This window comes from Streptomyces olivaceoviridis (genome assembly GCF_014650115.1).
In the GTDB taxonomy this organism is placed as follows: domain Bacteria; phylum Actinomycetota; class Actinomycetes; order Streptomycetales; family Streptomycetaceae; genus Streptomyces; species Streptomyces olivaceoviridis.
On the sequence record NZ_BMUI01000041.1, the window covers coordinates 38,815 to 57,069 of the forward strand.

At 73.0% G+C, this 18,255-nt stretch carries 20 protein-coding genes and 1 pseudogene; 13 read left to right on the forward strand and 8 right to left on the reverse strand.

Translation table 11 applies throughout. The features are described 5' to 3' along the window. Nucleotides 1–257 precede the first annotated feature (257 nt). From IE273_RS39275 to IE273_RS39285, 3 genes are all read left to right on the forward strand, one after another. A complete protein-coding gene (locus IE273_RS39275) occupies nucleotides 258–1,469 on the forward strand; it encodes an MFS transporter (RefSeq protein WP_189819910.1) in 1,212 nt (403 codons plus the stop codon). A gap of 208 nt (nucleotides 1,470–1,677) precedes the next feature. Continuing rightward, the gene (locus IE273_RS39280; RefSeq protein ID WP_189819935.1) at nucleotides 1,678–2,049 is read left to right on the forward strand and encodes a phage holin family protein; all 372 of its coding nucleotides are present in this window, start codon (nucleotides 1,678–1,680) and stop codon (nucleotides 2,047–2,049) included. Continuing rightward, complete coding sequence (locus IE273_RS39285) at nucleotides 2,046–2,528, forward strand: DUF3618 domain-containing protein (protein WP_189819911.1); 483 nt, start codon at nucleotides 2,046–2,048, stop codon at nucleotides 2,526–2,528. Before IE273_RS39280 ends, IE273_RS39285 begins: the two co-directional genes overlap by 4 nt. Nucleotides 2,529–2,819: 291 nt before the next feature. On the opposite strand, the gene IE273_RS39290 is transcribed toward IE273_RS39285, so the two are convergent. Further along, nucleotides 2,820–3,269 carry an STAS domain-containing protein gene (locus IE273_RS39290; RefSeq protein WP_229888013.1) on the reverse strand — a complete coding sequence of 150 codons (450 nt, stop codon included), beginning with the start codon at nucleotides 3,267–3,269 and terminating at the stop codon, nucleotides 2,820–2,822. Nucleotides 3,270–3,455: 186 nt separating this feature from the next. On the opposite strand from IE273_RS39290, the gene IE273_RS39295 reads away from it, so the two are divergent. From IE273_RS39295 to IE273_RS39330, 8 genes are all read left to right on the forward strand, one after another. Further along, entirely contained in the window at nucleotides 3,456–4,211 is a 756-nt protein-coding gene (locus IE273_RS39295; RefSeq protein WP_189819912.1) for a GntR family transcriptional regulator, read from the forward strand. A gap of 160 nt (nucleotides 4,212–4,371) precedes the next feature. Then, nucleotides 4,372–5,496, forward strand: a complete 1,125-nt coding sequence (locus IE273_RS39300; protein WP_189819913.1) for a TIGR03364 family FAD-dependent oxidoreductase — start codon at nucleotides 4,372–4,374, stop codon at nucleotides 5,494–5,496. An 8-nt stretch (nucleotides 5,497–5,504) separates the two neighbouring features. Continuing rightward, on the forward strand, nucleotides 5,505–6,212 hold the full coding sequence (locus IE273_RS39305) for a phosphonatase-like hydrolase (RefSeq protein ID WP_189819914.1): 708 nt from the start codon (nucleotides 5,505–5,507) through the stop codon (nucleotides 6,210–6,212). Between the two features lies 1 nt (nucleotide 6,213). Beyond that, nucleotides 6,214–7,260, forward strand: coding sequence for an ABC transporter ATP-binding protein (locus IE273_RS39310; protein ID WP_189819915.1), 1,047 nt, complete (start codon nucleotides 6,214–6,216; stop codon nucleotides 7,258–7,260). After that, nucleotides 7,253–8,095, forward strand: coding sequence for a 2-aminoethylphosphonate ABC transporter permease subunit (locus tag IE273_RS39315; protein ID WP_229888014.1), 843 nt, complete (start codon nucleotides 7,253–7,255; stop codon nucleotides 8,093–8,095). Before IE273_RS39310 ends, IE273_RS39315 begins: the two co-directional genes overlap by 8 nt. After that, nucleotides 8,082–8,879 carry an ABC transporter permease gene (locus IE273_RS39320; protein ID WP_189819916.1) on the forward strand — a complete coding sequence of 266 codons (798 nt, stop codon included), beginning with the start codon at nucleotides 8,082–8,084 and terminating at the stop codon, nucleotides 8,877–8,879. Before IE273_RS39315 ends, IE273_RS39320 begins: the two co-directional genes overlap by 14 nt. 44 nt (nucleotides 8,880–8,923) lie before the next feature. Continuing rightward, entirely contained in the window at nucleotides 8,924–9,979 is a 1,056-nt protein-coding gene (locus IE273_RS39325) for a 2-aminoethylphosphonate ABC transporter substrate-binding protein (protein WP_189819917.1), read from the forward strand. 142 nt (nucleotides 9,980–10,121) lie between these two features. After that, nucleotides 10,122–11,660, forward strand: a complete 1,539-nt coding sequence (locus tag IE273_RS39330; RefSeq protein WP_229888015.1) for an alkaline phosphatase family protein — start codon at nucleotides 10,122–10,124, stop codon at nucleotides 11,658–11,660. 71 nt (nucleotides 11,661–11,731) lie between these two features. Here the strand turns inward: IE273_RS39330 and IE273_RS39335 are convergent, their stop codons facing one another. The 5 genes from IE273_RS39335 to IE273_RS39355 form a co-directional block, all read right to left on the reverse strand. Further along, nucleotides 11,732–11,947, reverse strand: coding sequence for a hypothetical protein (locus IE273_RS39335; protein WP_189819919.1), 216 nt, complete (start codon nucleotides 11,945–11,947; stop codon nucleotides 11,732–11,734). A gap of 208 nt (nucleotides 11,948–12,155) precedes the next feature. Further along, complete coding sequence (locus tag IE273_RS39340) at nucleotides 12,156–13,085, reverse strand: SIR2 family NAD-dependent protein deacylase (RefSeq protein ID WP_189819920.1); 930 nt, start codon at nucleotides 13,083–13,085, stop codon at nucleotides 12,156–12,158. Further along, nucleotides 13,082–14,017 (reverse strand): protein-ADP-ribose hydrolase, encoded by a 936-nt coding sequence (locus tag IE273_RS39345; protein WP_189819921.1) that lies wholly within the window; start codon nucleotides 14,015–14,017, stop codon nucleotides 13,082–13,084. Before IE273_RS39345 ends, IE273_RS39340 begins: the two co-directional genes overlap by 4 nt. Nucleotides 14,018–14,229: 212 nt before the next feature. Next, the gene (locus tag IE273_RS39350; RefSeq protein ID WP_189819922.1) at nucleotides 14,230–14,991 is read right to left on the reverse strand and encodes a nuclear transport factor 2 family protein; all 762 of its coding nucleotides are present in this window, start codon (nucleotides 14,989–14,991) and stop codon (nucleotides 14,230–14,232) included. Continuing rightward, the gene (locus IE273_RS39355) at nucleotides 14,988–15,674 is read right to left on the reverse strand and encodes a DsbA family protein (RefSeq protein WP_229888016.1); all 687 of its coding nucleotides are present in this window, start codon (nucleotides 15,672–15,674) and stop codon (nucleotides 14,988–14,990) included. The genes IE273_RS39350 and IE273_RS39355 overlap by 4 nt, the downstream gene beginning before the upstream one ends. Before the next feature lie 109 nt (nucleotides 15,675–15,783). Between IE273_RS39355 and IE273_RS39360 the strand changes: the two genes are divergently transcribed. Beyond that, nucleotides 15,784–16,680: a helix-turn-helix transcriptional regulator gene (locus IE273_RS39360; protein WP_189819923.1), complete on the forward strand. Its 897-nt coding sequence runs from the start codon at nucleotides 15,784–15,786 to the stop codon at nucleotides 16,678–16,680. Nucleotides 16,681–16,815: 135 nt separating this feature from the next. Beyond that, nucleotides 16,816–16,938, forward strand: a pseudogene (locus tag IE273_RS39365) (transposase); the annotation flags it as partial. A 188-nt stretch (nucleotides 16,939–17,126) separates the two neighbouring features. Here IE273_RS39365 and IE273_RS39370 read toward each other — a convergent pair. Both IE273_RS39370 and IE273_RS39375 read right to left on the reverse strand, forming a co-directional pair. Next, nucleotides 17,127–17,972 carry an aldo/keto reductase gene (locus tag IE273_RS39370; protein WP_189819924.1) on the reverse strand — a complete coding sequence of 282 codons (846 nt, stop codon included), beginning with the start codon at nucleotides 17,970–17,972 and terminating at the stop codon, nucleotides 17,127–17,129. Nucleotides 17,973–18,027: 55 nt separating this feature from the next. Further along, nucleotides 18,028–18,255: zinc-binding dehydrogenase (locus tag IE273_RS39375; RefSeq protein ID WP_189819925.1), on the reverse strand; the 228-nt coding region annotated here is incomplete at its 5' end.

Genomic DNA, 18,255 nt, shown 5'->3' on the forward strand with positions numbered 1-18,255 from the left:
CCCGTTGCGGACTGTCCGGCGTCGGGCGCCCGCTTCCGCTCGTCCGAGTGCGGACCCCGCCCTCGCGCCCCGCGTCCGGCATTCGGCCTACCCCGCTCTCGCAGGAACGGAGTGCACTGAGACCTACCCGCCCTGTGGGCACTTGCGCCTCTTCTCGCCCGGGTCGCTCTTATGACCGCCGCCACGGTTCACAGAAACAACACGTCCCTTTGATACCCACGAAAGTCCGGTCCGCCGGACCCCGGCATGCCCGCGCCGTGACCTACGGCCGGGTCCGCGGTGTCTATCTGCCGCGCCTCGCGGACGCCCTCGCCTCGTCCATGGCCACCTACGGCATCCCCTTGCTGGTACTGGCCACGACCAAGTCGTCGTCGCTGACCGGGATCGCCTTCATCATGGCGTGGGCCCCGCGGCTGTGCACGTTCGCTCTGGCCGGCCTGGCCGTCGACCGTTTCGGACCCATACGGGTCTTCCGGCTGGCCGCCACGGCGCGGGCGCTCGTCGCCGCACTTGCCGTGCCCGCCTTGGCGACGGCGGACGACAGGACCGCCCCGGGGCTGGTGATGCTCCTCGCGGCGTGCGCGGGATGTCTGACCCAGTTCAGCTTCATCGCGGCCGAGAGTGTCGGCGCCGTCGCCAGCCGGGACGCCGGCGATGCCGCGCACCGCGTCCAGTCCGTCCTGCTGGGCATCGATCAGGCAGCGGCCCTGGCCGGCCCCGCGGCGGGCGGACTCCTCTTGCAGTGGGCCGGCTTCAGCGGCATGCTCACGGCGCTCGGTGGTTTGTCGGTGGTGTCGGCCGCCATCACCCCGCGCATGCACCGGCCGCCCGCGCAGCCAGGGGAAGCGACCGGGCCGGCCGCCGGAGGATGGCGCACCGGCTGGGCGACCCTGCGTGCGCTGCCGGCGCTCGCCTGGCTCGTGGTGGGACTGGCGTTGTCCAACCTGGCGCTCGGTCTGCTGGAGGCGGCGACCCCGGTGATCGTGGTGCAGCAACTCGGCCGGTCCAGCGCCATGGTCGGGCTGGTGTGGTCCTGCGCGGCCGGGGCCTCGCTGCTCGCCGTCGCCACCAGCCGCGTCGCGATCGACCGGTGGGGGCTGCGGGGGGTGGGCCGCTGCGCCGCTCTCGTGACCGTCGTGCCGTGCTTCCTGATCGCGCACACGCGTTCCTACCTGGTGTACCTGGTCCTCATCGCCGTCTTCATGGCGGGCGACAGCGTGCTGGCCGTCGTACTGCGCACCCTGCGATCCCGCCTCATCCCCGCCGAGGTGTTCGGCAGCACGTTGTCCGTCACGGTGCTGATCCTGCTCGCGCCCTACCCCGTCGCCGGCATCCTCATGGCCCTCATCGCCCCCACCGCCCTGCACACGACGATCACTGTCTGCGCCGCCCTGCAATGCGTCGGCCTGGCCTTCGCCTTCACCCGTGGCACCCGCTCCCGGCCGCGCCGCGCCAGGCATCGGAAATGAGGACGACCGCGAGGTCACAGAGTCGCCCGCAGGTCACGCCGCGGGATCTGAATCGCCTGTTCCGGGTACTCGCGCTCACCGGGTGGCCGGGCCGCGGGGTGCGGCCCGGCCGACGCAGACTCAGGAACGGGAGGTGACTGTCGTGTCGAGCACGCAGCCGCACCACGCCGGGTCCGGCCGGAGCACGGACCGCTCCGGTCAGGAGCCGGTGGGCGAGCTGGTCCAGCGGGCCTCGCAGCAGCTGACCGAGCTGGTGCAAGGGGAACTGCGCCTGGCACAGGCGGAGATGAAACAGAAGGGCAGGCGTTACGGCAAGGGCGGTGGCCTGTTCGGCGGGGCCGGCGTCGTCGGCTTCCTGATGGCGCAGGCGCTGGTCACCACCGTGATCGCCGCGCTGGCCGTGCCGCTGCCGGTGTGGGCGGCGGCGCTGATCGTCACCGCGGTACTGGGTGTGATCGCCGCGGTGCTGGCCATAAGCGGGAAGAAGCAGGTCGACCAGGCCGCGCCGCCCGCACCCGAGCAGACGATCGAGAACGTCAAGGCCGACGTGGCCGAGATCAAGGAGAGTGCGCACCGATGACCCAGCCCCCGCACGACGAGCCCACCGCCACCAGCCCTGAGGAACTGCGCGAGCAGGTCGAACGGACTCGGACCGAACTCGGGGACACGGTCGAGGCGCTCGCGGCGAAGACCGACGTCAAGGCCCGCGCCCAGGAGAAGGCCGCCGAGGTCAAGGAGCAGGCCGTGGTGAAGGCCGGCGAGCTGAGGGAGCAAGCCGCCGTCAAGGCCGGGCAGCTGAAGGCGAAGGCCGCCGACCTGGCCCACCAGGCGCAGGACCGGCTGCCCGAACCGGTCAGGGACACGGCCGCGCAAGCCGCCGGACAGGCCCGCGCGAAGGCGGCCCAGGCCGGGCAGTTGTGGGACGAGAAGGCACCCGAGCCCGTGCGACGGAAGACGGCCCGGGGAGCGCGGTTGGCGCGGGACAACCGGAAGGTACTGCTGACCGCGGCAGGCGTGGCCGTCGTGGCGTGGCTGGCCTGCCGCCGCCCGAAGGGGTGAGCGGGGCCAAGGCGCGCCAGATCGTCTACGAGCCGGTCGGTCTGGCGCCTCGTTTGGCTGTGGCGCCCGGTTTCGCTCTGGTACCCGGATACGCTCTGGCGCCCGGTCCCGTCGGCGGTACGACCGCGGCAGCACCCTTCGAGCAGGCGCGGATGACACTCGGGTCCGACGAGGACGCCCCCGACGCCACCGGCGAATCCCGCTCCTGACGGAGGCGCTGCCCGCGGTCATGCCGCGAGGCGCGACCGCTGTCCGGGGACGTCGGCGCCCGCCGCGCCCGCCCGCTTGCCGTCAGGCGGCGAGCGCGCGGCGGGTGCTGGGGTAGCAGCCCATGATTTCGTCGAGGCCGACGATCCGGATGACGCGCAGGACCGGTTCGATGGGACCGGCCAGGCGCAGCCAGCCGCCGGCGCGCTGGGCGGCGTGGTGGGCGGTGATGAAGGCGTTGATGCCGCTGGAGTCGATGAAGGTGACCGCGCTGAGGTTGATCACGGTGCGGGCTGTGGCCGCGCCGCGGGGGAAGAGGAGGGTGTTGCTGAGGTCGTCGACGGTGTGGTGGTCGATGGCGCCGTGCAGCGTGACGACGCTGATGTCTTCGGTGGCCGCGGTCTGTTCGGATGGCAGGGGACGGGGTCGGGCCCCGTGGTGGGGTGGCATGGCCGCCTTCGGTGAGCTGTCGGGGGCGGGGCTGGTGTCCTGTTCGGGCAGGATTGGCGGGCTCTTGTCGAGAATAGGCGGCATCTGTCCGTCGCGTCTGCCGATGCACCGGTTCCGGTCGGCCTGACGGGTGTCGGGCAGTCGAACCGCGCCGGTGCCGAGCCCGGCCACCGACCGCTCACCGCCCCCGCTCCCCCGCCCAGCCCACGCACCACCGCCGTCGGTCCGCCCCGTTCCCGCCCCCGCACCCCCGTCTGCGACGATCCTCCCGTGGACTACCCCAACGAGCAGGCCCCCGGCGCCCCCGTCCGCTCCGGTATCCCCGAGCACGGGCGCATTCCCAAGTACTACGCGGTGAAGGCACGGATCGCCGCGCTGCTGGAGGAGCTGGGGGAGGGTGGTGTCATCCCCACCGAGCGGGATCTCGCCGAGCGGTACGACGTGGCCCGCGAGACCGTGCGGCAGGCCGTGCGGGAGCTGGTGCTGGAGGGACGGCTGCGGCGCCGGGGCCGGGGCACGGTGGTGGCCGGGCCCAAGCTGACCCAGCCCCTGTCCCTCGCCAGTTACACCGAGGGCGTCCGCCGGCAGGGGCGCACTCCCGGCCGCGCCCTCGTCACCCTCGACCGGTTCCCGTGCCCGGACCCGCTCGCCGCCGAGACGGGGCTCACGCGCGGCGAACCCGTCTGGCACCTGGAGCGGGTGCTGCTCGCCGACGACGAGCGGGTCGGCCTGGAGAGCACGTACGTCGCCGTCGCGCGCGTGCCCCGGCTGGACGCCGACTTCGACCCGGACTCCTCCTTCTACGGCTATCTCTCCGCCCAGGGCATCTCGTTCGGCGACGCCGACGAGCGGATCGAGACCGTCCTGGCCACCCCCCGCGAGGCCCTGCTCATCGGCACCCCGCCCGCCCTGCCCATGCTGCTGATCCACCGGATCTCCCGGGACACCGGGGGCCGCCCGCTGGAGCGGGTGCGGTCGCTGTACCGGGGCGACCGGTTCTCCTTCACCGCCCACCTCCAGGGCTGAGGGGAACCGGCCGCCGCGCACACCGCCCGGTCATGCCGACTCACCCACCACCCGATCATCACGAAACGATAACGGGTCTAGCCCAAACGTGATGGCTCGTTCACGCTCTCGTTGTCAGCCGGATGTCTCCGGTTCCCGGATCGCGAGGAGCGTTGCCGTCGTGAGAGTCACAGTCGTAGGAGCCGGCGTGGTGGGCACCATGCACGCCTGGCAAGCAGTGGAGCGCGGCCACAAGGTCGTCCAGATCGAGCGCGAGGCCGAGGCGCGCGGCGCCTCGCTGCGCAACTTCGGGCAGATCTGGGTCAGCGGGCGCGCCGGTGGGGAAGAGCTGGAAACCGCCCTGCGGGCGCGGGAGCTGTGGGAGGGGATCGGCGGCCGGGTGCCGGCGCTGGGCTTCCGCCCCAACGGCTCCCTCACCCCGGTCCGCGGCCCGCTCGAACTCGCCGTCGCGGAGGCGGCCGTGGCCCGTGCCGACGCCGCCGCCCGCGGCTACAAGCTGCTCACGCCGGGCGAGGCGCGGGCCCTGAACCCCGCCCTGCGCGGCGATTTCACCGCCGCCCTGTACTGCGAGCGGGACGCGGCCGTGGAACCCCGTACCGCCCAGCTCGCCCTGCGCCAGGAGCTGCTGAAGTCCCCGGACTACACCTTCCTGCCCGGCCGGGAGGTACGCGAGGTGACCGGCGCCGGCACCGTCCGCGACGACCACGGGGACGTGCACCACGCCGACACCGTCGTACTGTGCACCGGCGCCTGGCTCGGCGGACTCGTCCGCGAACTGGCCGGCCCGGACCTCCCCGTGCGCCGCGTCCGCCTCCAGATGATGCAGACCGATCCGCTCGGCGAGCCGCTGCCCACCTCCGTCGCCGACGCCGACAGCTTCCGCTACTACCCGGCGTACGCCTCCCCGGCGCTGGACGAGCTGAACGCCCGGCAGCCGCAGCCGGAGACCGCCGCCGCGCACAGGATGCAACTGCTCATGGTGCAGCGCGCCGACGGCGGCCTGACCATCGGCGACACCCACGCGTACGAGCACCCCTTCGCCTTCGACACCGTCGAGGAGCCCTACGAGCACCTCACCGGTGTCGTGGAGTCCCTCCTCGGCCGGCCGCTGCCGCGCATCCGGCATCGCTGGGCCGGTGTGTACGCGCAGTGCGCCGACCCCGGCAAGGTCGTCCACCGGCAGCAGGTGCACGAGGGGGTGTGGCTGGTCACCGGGCCCGGCGGGCGCGGCATGACCTGCGCCCCCGCGATAGCCGAGACCACCGCGAACGAACTGGGCTGGTGAACACCTCCATGAAACCCGTGACCCCCGTCACCGCCGACATCCGTCTCGTCGTCCTCGACATGGCCGGCACCACCGTCGCCGACGGCGGTCTGGTCGAGCGGGCCTTCGCCGCCGCCGCCGCGGAGCTGGGCGTCGAGCCCGGCTCCGCCGAGCACGCCGAGCACCTGGCCTACGTCCGCGCCACCATGGGCGAGTCCAAGATCTCCGTCTTCCGCCACCTCTTCGGCGACGAGGACCGCGCCCGGCGCGCCAACACCGCCTTCGAGAAGGCGTACGGCGCCCTGGTCGACGAGGGCCTGGTCACCCCGGTCCCCGGAGCCCGCGAGGCCATCGAGGAACTGACCGCCGGCGGCCGTACCGTCGTCCTCACCACCGGCTTCGCCCGGGTCACCCAGGACGCCGTCCTGGACGCCCTCGGCTGGCGCGGCCTGGTGCCGCTCACCCTGTGCCCGGCCGACGCCGGCGGGCGCGGGCGGCCGTACCCGGACATGGTGCTGGAGGCGTTCGTCCGCACCAAGGCCGCCGAGGACGTACGGCAGATCGCGGTGGCCGGCGACACGTCGTACGACGTGCTCAGCGGCGTACGCGCCGGGGCCGGGCTGGTCGCCGGCGTGCGCACCGGCGCCCACGGCGACGCCGAGTTCACCGCCGCCGGCGCCACCCATGTCCTCGACTCCGTCGCCGCCCTGCCCGGCCTGCTCGCCGGAGACCGCTGACATGGGCATCCGCTTCGACTCCGTCACGGTCGCCTACGACGGCAACGTCGTCCTCGATTCCCTCGACCTGACCGTCGAGCCCGGAGAGGTCATGGCGCTCCTCGGGCCGTCCGGATCCGGCAAGACCACCGCGCTGCGGGCCGTCGCCGGGTTCGCGCGGCCCGCGTCCGGGCGGGTGTACCTCGGCGGCGAGGACGTGACGGACCTGCCGCCGTACCGGCGGGGCATCGGCATGGTCGTCCAGAGCTACGCCCTCTTCCCCCACCTTCGCGTCGACGAGAACGTGGCCTTCGGGCTCAGGGCCCGCAGAACCCCCAAGGACGAGGTACGGCGACGGGTCACCGAGGCGCTGGAACTGACCGGCATGTCCGGCTACGCCCGCCGGCACCCGCGCGAGCTGTCCGGCGGGCAGCAGCAGCGCGTCGCGATCGCCCGCGCCCTCGCCATCCGGCCACGGGTCCTGCTCCTGGACGAGCCGCTGTCCGCGCTGGACACCCGGCTGCGCTCCGGGATGCTCGCGGAACTCGCCCGGCTGCACCGCGAGTTGCCCGAGGTGTCGATGCTGTACGTCACCCACGACCAGGTCGAGGCGCTGACCCTGGCCGACCGGATCGCGGTGATGGACACGGCACGGCTGCGGGCGTGCGGGACGCCGAAGGAGCTGTACCGGGCGCCCGCCGACGCGTTCACGGCCTCCTTCGTGGGCGGCGCGAACCTGGTCCCGGTGACCGTGACGGCCCAGGGTGCGTCCTTCGCGGGAACGGAGCTGGAGCTCGACACGGCCGGGGTCGTCGCGGGCGCCCGGGCCACGCTCTGCGTACGGCCGCACCTGGTCGGGCTGGGCGAGGGACCCAACCGGCTCGTGGGCACCGTACGGGAGATCCAGTGGCGCGGCGCCACGCACCGGCTGTACGTCGAGGTCGACGGGCACACGGTGATGGCCGACGTACGCGAGCTCAAGGACCCACCCGGGTACGGGGACCAGGTCACCCTGAGCTTCGAGCCCGAGGACGCGGTGCTGCTGCCCGCGGGGGTCAGCCATGGCTGAGGCTGTCGAGAGTCCGCGGGTGGCTCGTGGCTGGTCGCGCGGTTCCCCGCGCCCCTTCGGGGCACTTGCCTGGGCCCTGCCTCCGGTAGTCGCCCTCGCCCTCTTCTTCCTCTACCCCCTCGCCCTGGTCGTCCGCCAGTCCTTCCGGCCCGACACCGGCGGCACCTCCCTCCGGCCGTACGCCGACGTCTTCGCCTCCGAGGGGTTCCGGCACGCGCTGTGGACCACTGTGTGGCTGGCGCCGGCCTCGACCGCGGGCTGTCTGGTGCTGGGGTTCCTGCTGGCGCTGGTCATCGCGTTCGTACCGTTCCCCGGGGCGAAGGCGGTGGCACGGTTCATCGACGTGTACCTGTCCTTCCCGTCCTTCCTCATCACGCTGGCGCTGCTGTTCGTCTACGGCGGCACGGGCATCGTCGGCTCCTTCCAGTTCCTCACCACGCCCTGGGGCGTGCTGCTGGCCGAGGTCACCTACTTCACGCCGTTCGTGATGCGCCCGCTGCTCGCCGCGTTCGCGCAGCTCGACACCGCCCAGCTGGAGGCGGCCGGTTCGCTGGGTGCCCGCGCGCCCCGGATCGTCCGGCAGGTGATCCTGCCCGAGGCGCTGCCGGCGCTCGCGGCCGGCGGCAGCCTCGTCCTGGTGCTGTGCCTCAACGAGTTCGGGATCGTGCTGTTCACCGGCGCGAAGGGGGTCACCACCCTGCCGACGCTCGTCTACGGCAAGGCGATCCTGGAGTCCGACTACCCGGGCGCCTGCGCGGTCGCCGTCGTCAACGTCCTGATCTCCGTGGGCCTGTACGGCCTGTACCGGGTGGTGAGCCGTCGTGCTGGTGCATAGCCGCAAGGCCAGGTGGGCCGTGTGGGCGGTGTTCCTGGTGCTGTTCCTGCCGCTGTTCGCGCTGCCGCTGCTGGTCGTCCTGGGCGCCTCCGCCGCCACCCACTGGTCCGGCGCCCTGCCCTCCGGTCCGACCCTGGACCACTACCGCGCCGCCACCCGGGGCGAGGCCCTCCAGGCGCTGACCACCAGCCTGGTCACGGCCGTCGCCGCCAGCCTGCTGGCGCTGACCGCCGGCACCTGGGCCGCGCTGGCCGGGGCGGCCCTGACGAAGCGCCACCGCCGCGTGCTGGACGCCCTGTTCGTGCTGCCGGTCGCCGTGCCGTCGGTGGTGGTGGGCCTCGCGGTCCTGGTGGCGTTCTCCCAGCCGCCACTGCTGCTCAACGGCACCCGGTGGATCGTGATCACCGCCCACACGGTGCTGGTGACCGCGTTCGCGCACCAGTCGGTGTCGGCCGCCCTCACCCGCCTGGACCCGGCCTACGAACAGGCCGCCGCCTCCCTGGGCGCCCGGCCCGCCCGCGTCCTGTTCCGGGTGCGGCTGCCGCTGCTGCTGCCCTCGCTGACCGCCGCCGCCGGCCTCTGCTTCGCGCTGTCCATGGGCGAGCTGAGCGCCACGATGATGCTCTACCCGCCGGACTGGACGCCGCTGCCCGTCCTGGTCTACGCGGCCACCGACCGGGGCGCCCTGTTCACCGGGTCCGCCGCCGCCGTGGTCCTGATGGCCGCGACCCTGCTCGTCCTGTTCGCCGTCTCCCGGGTCCGCACCCGGGCGTCGTACCGCTGAACCCCGAACACTCCCCCGCCAGCACGCCAGGAGTCCACCTCACCATGCCCAGAAACCGCGTCCCGCTCGCCGTGGTCCTCGCCCTCCTCGCCGGGCCCGCGCTGTCCGCCTGCGGCGGCTCCTCCGCCGCCTCCGACGCCGAGGCCGTCACCGTCTACAGCGCCGACGGCCTCAAGGGCGAGAACGGCGACGGCTGGTACGACCAGGTCTTCGAGGACTTCGAGAAGCAGACCGGCATCAAGGTCAGGTACGTCGAGGGCGGCTCCGGCGAGATGGTGCAGCGCGCCGTCCGCGAGCGCGGCAACCCGCAGGCCGACGTGCTGGTCACCCTTCCGCCGTTCATCCAGCAGGCCGCCGGCAAGGGCCTGCTCCAGACGTACGCACCGGCCGGCGCCGATCAGGTCGCCGGCGCCGACAAGGCCCCCGACGGCACCTGGACGTCGGTCGTCAACAACTACTTCGGCTTCGTCTACAACAAGAAGGAGCTGAAGCAGCCCCCGAAGACCTGGGACGAACTGCTCGGCTCCCGCTACAAGAACAAGATCCAGTACTCCACCCCGGGCGTCGCCGGCGACGGAACGGCCGTACTGGTCAAGGCCATGCACGATTTCGGCGGCAAGGAGCAGGCCCTCGCCTATCTGAAGAAGCTCCAGGCCAACAACGTCGGCCCGTCCGCCTCCACCGGCAAGCTCGCCCCCAAGGTGGACAAGGGCGAACTCCTCGTCGCCAACGGCGATGTGCAGATGAACCACGCGCAGACCAAGACCATGCCCAATCTCGGCATCTGGTTCCCCGCCGGCCCCGACGGCAAGCCCACCACCTTCGCCCTGCCGTACGCGGCCGGGCTGGTCACCAAGGCCCCGCACAGCGCCAACGGCCGGAAGCTGCTGGACTTCATGCTCGCCCGCGAGCAGCAGGAGGAGGTCAGCGCGATCGGCGGCGGCTTCCCCGCCCGCCGGGACGTCAAGGCCACCGACGCCAACGCCACCGCCCTGGCCCGGCTGATGGACGGCATCGAGGTCTTCGAGCCCGACTGGAACGACATCGACGAGAACCTCAGCGCGTACGTCGAGGACTGGAAGTCGGCGACCGGCAGCTGAACCCCCCGGGGGCGCAGCCGCACACCTCCCGCCGTCGTGGCGGGTCGCGCCCGCGTGGCGGAACCGTGTGCCGGTCACGGCCCCGCGCCCCTCGCGGAGTCGCCCGCACCGCACCGCCCCTGGCACCACCAGGGGCGGTGGCATGACCGCTCTCCCTCCCCGCACGCCCACCCCACTCCTTTCGGAGGTCTCCGTGCCCCGTCTCTCCCGTCGCTCCTTCCTCGTCTCCGCCGCCGTGGCCGCGTCCGCCGGGCCGCTCGCCACCGTCGCCCAGGCCGCGACCCGTACCCCGAAGGTGCTGGTCATCGGCCTGGACGGCGCCCTCCTCAGCCGCATCAAGGACGCCGACGCGCCGCACCTGGACGCCCTGATGAGCGCCGGTCTGACCGCGCCCAGCAGCATCTACGCCAACCCGCTCGCCCCGACCCTGTCCGGCCCCGGCTGGTCGACGATCATCACCGGTGTCTGGCCCGACAAACACAACGTCAAGGACAACGCCTTCACCGGCGCCCGCTTCACCCAGTACCCGGACTTCCTCACCCGCGCCGAGACCGCCAAGCCCGCCCTGTCGACGTACGCCGTCGCCTCCTGGGCGCCGATCACCGACACGGTGTTCTCGGCGAAGGTAGACACCCGCGTCTCCACGCCGAGCGCCGAGTACGACACCGGCACCGCCTCCCGCGCCGTCGCCCGGCTCCGTGACGGAAACCCGGACGCGGTCTTCGCGCACCTCGACAACATCGACCACGCGGGTCACACCTACGGCGCCGCCTCCCAGCAGTACCTGGACGCCATCCACGGCGCCGACGCCCAGGTCGGGCAGATCGTGGCCGCGGTCGAGGCCCGGCCGACGTACGCCGCCGAAGACTGGCTGATCATGGTCACCGCCGACCACGGCCACACCGACGCCGGCGGCCACGGCGGCTCGACCCTCCAGGAGCGGCAGACGTTCCTGATCGCCACCGGCCCGACGCTCGCGCCCGGATCGGTCCGGTACGACGTGAAGATGCCGGACGTCGCCGCCTCCGCCCTCGTCCACCTCGGCGTCTCCCTCGACCCCGCCTGGGGGCTGGACGGCCGCCCCGTCCAGCAACCCGGCCCGGACGACTTCGACGCCCTGCGCGGCACACTGGCGACCCGCGTGGACGAGACGGGCGTCCCGGCCGCCACCGTCGGGTTCACCCACACCCCGCCGCCCGGCTGGTCCGTCGACAACTCGGCGATGGGCGGCGGCGGGGTCACCGAGTGGCGCGGCTGGTCCTTCACCACCGACGAGTTCTGGACCCAGGCCCAGCGCGACCAGAACCGCGAGTGCAACATCCGCGCCCGCGACGTCTTCGCGGTCGCCGACGGCGACGAGTGGGCCGACAAGGCGTTCACCGGCACCTTCGACTCCACCCTGGTCAGCCCGGCCTACCCGGTCACCGGCGGCGGCACGGCCGTCCTGACGTACACCACCTACTACCGGCACGAGGCCCCGCAGAAGGGCGAGGTCCTCGTCTCCTACGACGGCGGCACCCCGTCGAGCGTGCGGACGTACACCACCGACGTGTCCTCGCGCACCGAGACCATCGCCCTCCAGGTGCCCGCGGGCGCCACCAGCGCCCGGGTCCGGTTCCGCTACACCGGCGGCAACAACTGGTACTGGGTGATCGACGGGGTCGGGATCGGCCGTTCCTGATGAGGCGGGGGGCGTCGGTAGGCCGCCTCGCCGAGCCGTTCAGGCGGCCGGCCGGGCCGGCCTCCCCGGCGTCACGGCGCGGTGTACGGCGCGATGGCCGGCCTGCCGTGTCCCGGAGCTTGGGGGGCGGCGTGCGCGAGCCCCGGGCCGGGAGCGTTCTGGGGTGCGTGCGGGCGTATCACCTGTGCCAGGTGGTGGTGTATGCGGTCGGCTTCACCGCGCACCTGGGCGGGGACGTCGCCGCGTTCGGCGACGAGGCGGTTGTAGATGGGGGTCTCGTGGAACACGGCGGGGTCTGCTCTTTTCAGCTGGGTGGGGCGGGCGGCGGGCCGGGGTGGAGGCGGTGGGGGAACGGGCCATGCCCTGACACCTTATTGCGTGGCACTGACAACCGGATTGCGTGGCACTGACAACCCGCGGGGCGAAGAGAACCATACTGCGGGGGCGCCGCCACCCCGGCCCGCCAACTCCGCGATACCGCCCGCCAGTCCACCCTCAGCGGTTCGCAGCCGCACCCGAACCGGAAGGCGCCTGATCCTGGAACGTCGTGGGGTTGGGCGCCGGGTGTGGCGCGGCGAGTGCGTCGAGCAGGCGGTGGGCGTCGGCGGGTACGGGCAGGGCCCGGTCGGCGAGTTCGGCGGGGGTGCCGGGGTGGGCGGGGTTGACGCGTACGAGGCGCGCCCGGGGGAATCGGCGCGTGAGGTCTTCACCGGGCCACCGGATGACACCGGGGGTGTTGAATCCGGCGCCGAACTCCAGGATCAGCAGGCGGGTTCCGGCGGGGGCCGTGCCCAGCCAGTCCTGGAGTCGGCGGGCCGCGGGGAGGTAGGGGGTGTCGACGAACCGGGGGCCGATCCGGACGTTGATCTCGGCCTCGCCGCCGCAGTTCGGGCATCGGGGCAGGGCGTCGGGGTCGGTGACGGCTCCGGTGGCCGGGTCGTAGGCGGCGAGGAGCCGCGCGACGAGGGGCCGGCTGTCCCAGGTGGTGGGGGTGCAGGGGGTGGCGCACTGGTAGCGGCCGTAGTCGCCCTGCGGGGTGAAGATCCGGTCGGGGGCGAACCCGCTCCGGGCGAAGAGGCCGTCCACGTTGGACGTCATCACCCAGTGGTCCTTGTCGCCGACGAGGGCGCGCAGTCGCCGGTAGAGCGGGTTGGGGGCGGCGGTGAAGCGGATGTCGTCGATGTGGACGGCCCAGTAGCCCCACAGCAGGGCCGGTGGCAGGGGGACGCCCACCATGTAGCGGGAGCGCAGGCCGGCGCGGTGCAGGGCCGGGAAGAGCACGCGGAAGCGGTCCTCGTCGCCGTAGTCGTATCCGGCGGCGGCGCTCAGGCCGGCGCCGGCGGTGACCAGGACGCGGTCGGCCTCGGTGAGCCAGGCGCGTATCGTGCCGGCGGTGGCTCGCAGGTCGAAGGCGGGACGGTTCATCGGGGTGGGGTTCCTCCGGTCAGTGCGCGGGTGTAGGCGGCGTGGTCGTCGTCCGCGTACACGACGAAGACCACGCGGTCCAGCCGTCCGGGGTGGTGGTCGAGCCAGTCGGCCACGGTGGCCAGGGCCGTGCGGGCGGCGGGCGTCCTGGGGTAGCCGAAGACGCCGGTGCTGATGCCGCAGAACGCGACGGTGCGTAGGCCGTCGATGTCGGCGGCGAGGTCGAGGCAGGCGCGGTACGAGGCCGCCAGCGCTTGCTCGTGGCCCGTGTGCGGGGGGCCGTCGACGATGGGGCCGACGGTGTGGAGGACGTAGCGGGCGGGCAGGTGGTAGCCGCGGGTGATCTTGGCCGTGCCGGTCGGCTCCGGGTGGCTCTGCCGGGTCATGATCGTGTGGCAGTCGGCGCGCAGGCGGGGGCCGGCCGCGGTGTGGATGGCGTTGTCGACACACGGGTGCATCGGGGCGAAGCAGCCGAGCAGGGCGCTGTTGGCCGCGTTCACGACGGCGTCCGCCTGAAGGGTGGTGATGTCGCCCTGCCACAGCGCCGTACGGTCGGCGGCCCGGTACGGGGTGTGGGGATGCGTGTCGCGCAGGGTGGGCAGCGAGGCGGCGTCGACCGTCGGGCGCGCCAGGCGTTCACCGGACAGGAGCACGTCCAGCACGCGAGCGGTCCCGGTGGGCAGGGGGTCGGGCTCCCGGACGGTCAGCACGGCGCGCAGCAGGCGCCGGGCGGCGGGATCGTCGAGCCGGTCCGCGCAGCCGGGCCGCAGCCCGGCCCGTCGCGCCGCCGGATCGTCGGCCAGCAGGTCGAGCGCCTCGCGGACCAGGGCGGCGGGCCGGGCTGCCGGGTCCCGGCCGGTGGTGGAGCGGAACGGCTCTTCCAGGTCGATGGCGGCGCGGTAGGCGGCCAGCGGCAGTACGGTCGCGTACACGGTTCCTCCGGGCAGTGGGCGCGTTGCGGGTGGGGGGACGGGCCTGCCGAACAGCGCACCGCCGGCCCTCGCCCGCGGGCCGGTGGGGCACGGCGGTGTGGTCGGCGCCTTCAGCCGGGTTCGAGGGTTCCGGTGCGGAGTCCGGCGGCGCGGCGGTCGCCTGCCAGGCGAGTTCACTTGCCGCGCGCTGCCTTCCCGGCGCCGGGCCGGTGTCAGAACAGGCCGTTGGAGTGCGGGAGTTCGGCGGGCACGGGCGCGATGACGTCCCAGTGCTCGACGATCCTGCCGTCCTGGACGCGGAAGAGGTCGTAGTAGGCGACGGGGACCCCGAACTCGCCCTCGGACTGGAGCAGGACGAAGTCGCCCTCGGCGATGGCCTTGTGGACGGTCTTGTAGACGAGGTTCTTGCCGTGCTCGGCCCACTTCGCGGCGGCGGCGCCGAAGCCGGCGAGGCCGTCGGCCGCTTCCGGGTTGTGCTGGTGGTAGGTCTCGGTCGAGATGTAGTCGGTCAGTACCGAGTAGTCGGCGCCCTTGAGGACCTTCTCCGCGAACTCAAGGACCAGGGCGCGGTTGGCCTCGGTCTTGTCCAGGTCGGCCGGCTCGGTGGGGCCGTCGGTCTGCGAGCGGCCGGAGGCGGTGTTCTCGACCAGCGGGGTCAGGGCGTCCCAGTGCTCGGCGAGCTTGCCGTCGGCGTCGACGCGGAAGATGTCGAAGGCGACCAGCGGGTCGGGGCCGAAGCCGTGGTAGGTGCCGTGCAGGGCGACCAGGTCGTCGTCGGCGATCAGCCGGGCGCCCTCGTAACGGAAGCCCTCCGGCAGGCCGGCGACCAGCTGTCGCAGGGCCTCGGGTCCGTCGGCGGCCAGGGCGCTGTGCTGGCGGTACTCGGCGGCGACCCAGCGGTCCACCGCGCTGGGGTCCTTCTTCCCGAACAGCTCACCGGCGGCGGTCAGGACGGTGTTCTTGGCGTTGCTCATGACGGTTCTCCCTGCGGGGGCGGATCGTGCGGAGGGGCTGGGAAGGCGGTGGTGAGGCGCTGGTCGAGTGCGGCGGTCAGCGAGGCGGCCGTGGAGGCCGCGCCGCCCATCTGGTCGGCGCCGTGTGCGGTGTGCAGCAGCAGCGTCGGATAGGAGGTGACGCCCAGCCGACGCAGCTCGTGGAAGTCGGCGTGTGCCTTCGCCCGGCAGGCCGGTGACGCGTATGCCGTGGTCACGGCGTCGGCGTCCCCGCCGAGCTCGTCGGCCACGTCCCGGTAGACGGTGGCGTCGGACAGGCTGCGGCCGTCGACGAACCACGCCCGCTGCACGGCCTCGGCCGCGTCCAGTCCGCTGATGCCGGGCGACTCGCGCAGCGCGGCCAGCCCCGCCGCGGCGGCGACGGAGTCGAGCACGGCCGTGCCCCGCGCGAGCGCACGGGCGTAGCCCGCGCCGAAGACGACCCCGGTCAGCCGCTCTATCCGGCGCCGGTCGGCCGGCAGGTGCGGATAGGCCGCCACCGGCAGCGCCCTGGTACCGGTGTAGAGGCCGGCGGAGACGACGCCGAGCCGGACGCGGTGCGCGTTGTCCTCGGCGAAGGCCCTCAGTGCCGGGCCGAAGCCGTAGCACCAGGCGCAGTACGCGTCGAAGGCGTACGTCAGCGAGACGCGCTCCACCGAAGGCACCACCCTCCTCCCCTCTTACTACTTTCCGACATCGAATCAGCTCGGACGAGCTGACACCTCCAAGCTAGAGCCGATGAACAGCCGGAATCAGATACGCTGGCGACTCACTATGGTCAAAAACCGACATGCTGCCGAGCGTGACATCCCGGAGGTCTCCTTCGCCGCGCCCGCCGGCACCCCGGCCGGCGTCGAAGTGCTGTCCCTCGCCGAGCTGCGCCTCCGGGTCCCCGCCGAGCGGCTCACGGCCCCTCAGCGACCGGACTTCCACCACCTGATCACCCTCACCGGCGGGCCCCTTTGGCACACGGTCGACTTCACCGCCTACGCCCTCGAACCCGGCTCATGGCTCTGGGTCCGCCCCGGCCAGGTCCAGCAGTGGGGCGACCTCACCCACGCCGAGGGGACCCTGATCCTGTTCCGCCAGGACTTCCTCGACCCCGTGACCACCGCCGGCGCCCGCATAGAAGACCCGCACGCACCGGTCCTGCGCCGCCCCCTGCCCGATGACGCCGCAGCCCTGCGGCTGGCCGCCGACCACCTCACCGCCGAGTTCCACGCGCTCGGGCACCTGCCCCTGGAGATCCACACCGCGGCCCTGCGCCATCTGCTCGCCGTGCTCGTCCTGCGCCTGGCCCACCTCACCGCCCCCGTCGGCAGCCCCGCACCCGAACCCGACGCCACCTACCTGAACTTCCGCGACGCCGTGGAAAGGGAGTTCGCCCGCACCCGCCGGGTCGAGGACTACGCCGAGGCCCTCGGCTACTCGGCCCGTACCCTCTCCCGGGCCACCCTCGCCTCCGCCGGCCTCGGAGCCAAGGAGTTCATCGACCGCCGCGTCATCCTGGAGGCCAAGCGCCTCCTGGCCCACAGTGACCAGACAGCCGCCCGCATCGCCACCCGCCTCGGCTTCTCCAGCGCGACCCACTTCAGCAAGTACTTCCACCAGCGCACCGGGCAGAGCCCCATCGCCTTCCGCGACACGGTCCGCGGGCACGCCGCGAAGTGAATCCGGCCCCGCGCCGCCGCTGTCTGCGGTCTGTGCTGACGGAGTGGCCAACCTCTGAGACGGATCCAACAGGCCGCGGTCAGGCGCCGGGGCCGGGACTCGTCCGTCGACCGCCTGGCCCTGGCCCTGGCCAGGCTGGAGCCGTTGCTGCCGCGGGGCATCAAGCCGGGTCGTCCGCAGGTGTGCACGCGGCGGCAGTTGACAGACGGCATACGGTGGCGGACCCGGACCGGTGCCCCCTGGCGGGACGCGCCCGAACGTGAACCGAACCGGCCGCACCACCCGGCACGGCCGGGGGTGAGGTCCGTCCGCCCGCTGCGCCAGCGGTGCCACGGGCCCCGCCCGGGTGCGCGGGACGGACACCTCTCCGCGAAGAGACCGGCTCACGGAGGGCCGGCGTCCTGTCGTTCCCGGGTGCCCCGCCGCACGGCGGGGCACGGCGCGTCTCAGTCGGGAACGATGTCCAGGGTGTCGGGATGCGGGCCGGTGCGTCCGGACTCGCCGCGGTCCAGTGCGTCGATCGCGGCTCTCTCCTCCGGGCTGAGGACGAACTCCGTGGCGCCGAGGTTCTCCACCATGCGCGCGCGGTTCGCGGACTTGGGGAAGACGATGTCGCCGCGCTCCACGTGCCAGCGCAGTACCACCTGAGCCGGGGTACGACCGCGCGCACGCGCGATCTCGGTGATCACCGGGTCGTCGAGGACGGCACCGCGAGCGATCGGCGACCAGCCCTCGACCAGCGCGCCGTGCCGCCGCGTCGCCTGCCGGGCGGTGTTGTTGGCGAAGTACGGATGGACCTCGATCTGGTTGACCGCAGGGGCGACACCGGTGGCCGCGACGATCCGGTCCAGGTGGTCCGGCTCGAAGTTCGAGACCCCGATGGAGGTCGTCAGACCTTCCTCCCGCAGCTCGATCAGCGCTTGCCACGTCGACACGTAGTCGCCGCCGTAGAGGGTCGGCAGGGGCCAGTGGATGAGGAACAGATCCGCGTGGTCGAGACCGAGTCTCTCCAGGGACTCGGCAAGTGAGGCTTTCGCCCGGGCCGGCTCGTGGTAGCCGTTGTGCAGCTTGGTCGTCACGTACAGCTCGTCGCGGGGCAGGCCGGAGCGGGCGAGCGCTCGGCCCACCCCGGCCTCGTTGTGGTAGAGCTGCGCGGTGTCGATGTGCCGGAAGCCGACGTCGAGGGCGGTTCCGACGACGCCTTCCGTCTCGTCGTCGGGCACGAACAGGACTCCGAACCCGAGCTGGGGGATTGTCGTGCCGTCGTTCAGCGGCATCCGGTGCGTCTTCATCTGGCTCTCTCTGGGTGTGGCCGGTGGTGGGCTCGCGCGATGGGCGGCCGGCGGTTCAGCGGCTCGGGTCGAGCAGCAGCTTGCCGGAGGTACGCCGCGACTCGATGTCCGCGTGTGCCTGAGCGGCCGCGCCCAGCCGGTAGCGCTCACTGACGTCGATCCGCAGCCTCCCCTCACGGATCTTGCCGAAGAGGTCTCCGGTGTGCCGCAGCAGCAGCTCCCGGTTGTGGATGTGGTCCGCGTACACCGCGTAGGTGATCCTGACGCTCTTGGGCAGGTCGAG

Coding starts and splice junctions, on each gene's coding strand:
- IE273_RS39370 (WP_189819924.1), bottom strand. CDS start 17,972: ATGAAGACGCACCGGATGCCGCTGAACGACGGCACGACAATCCCCCAG.
- IE273_RS39350 (WP_189819922.1), bottom strand. CDS start 14,991: ATGAGCAACGCCAAGAACACCGTCCTGACCGCCGCCGGTGAGCTGTTC.
- IE273_RS39310 (WP_189819915.1), top strand. CDS start 6,214: ATGGGCATCCGCTTCGACTCCGTCACGGTCGCCTACGACGGCAACGTC.
- IE273_RS39305 (WP_189819914.1), top strand. CDS start 5,505: ATGAAACCCGTGACCCCCGTCACCGCCGACATCCGTCTCGTCGTCCTC.
- IE273_RS39360 (WP_189819923.1), top strand. CDS start 15,784: ATGGTCAAAAACCGACATGCTGCCGAGCGTGACATCCCGGAGGTCTCC.
- IE273_RS39340 (WP_189819920.1), bottom strand. CDS start 13,085: ATGAACCGTCCCGCCTTCGACCTGCGAGCCACCGCCGGCACGATACGC.
- IE273_RS39285 (WP_189819911.1), top strand. CDS start 2,046: ATGACCCAGCCCCCGCACGACGAGCCCACCGCCACCAGCCCTGAGGAA.
- IE273_RS39290 (WP_229888013.1), bottom strand. CDS start 3,269: ATGCCGCCTATTCTCGACAAGAGCCCGCCAATCCTGCCCGAACAGGAC.
- IE273_RS39325 (WP_189819917.1), top strand. CDS start 8,924: ATGCCCAGAAACCGCGTCCCGCTCGCCGTGGTCCTCGCCCTCCTCGCC.
- IE273_RS39330 (WP_229888015.1), top strand. CDS start 10,122: ATGACCGCTCTCCCTCCCCGCACGCCCACCCCACTCCTTTCGGAGGTC.
- IE273_RS39315 (WP_229888014.1), top strand. CDS start 7,253: ATGGCTGAGGCTGTCGAGAGTCCGCGGGTGGCTCGTGGCTGGTCGCGC.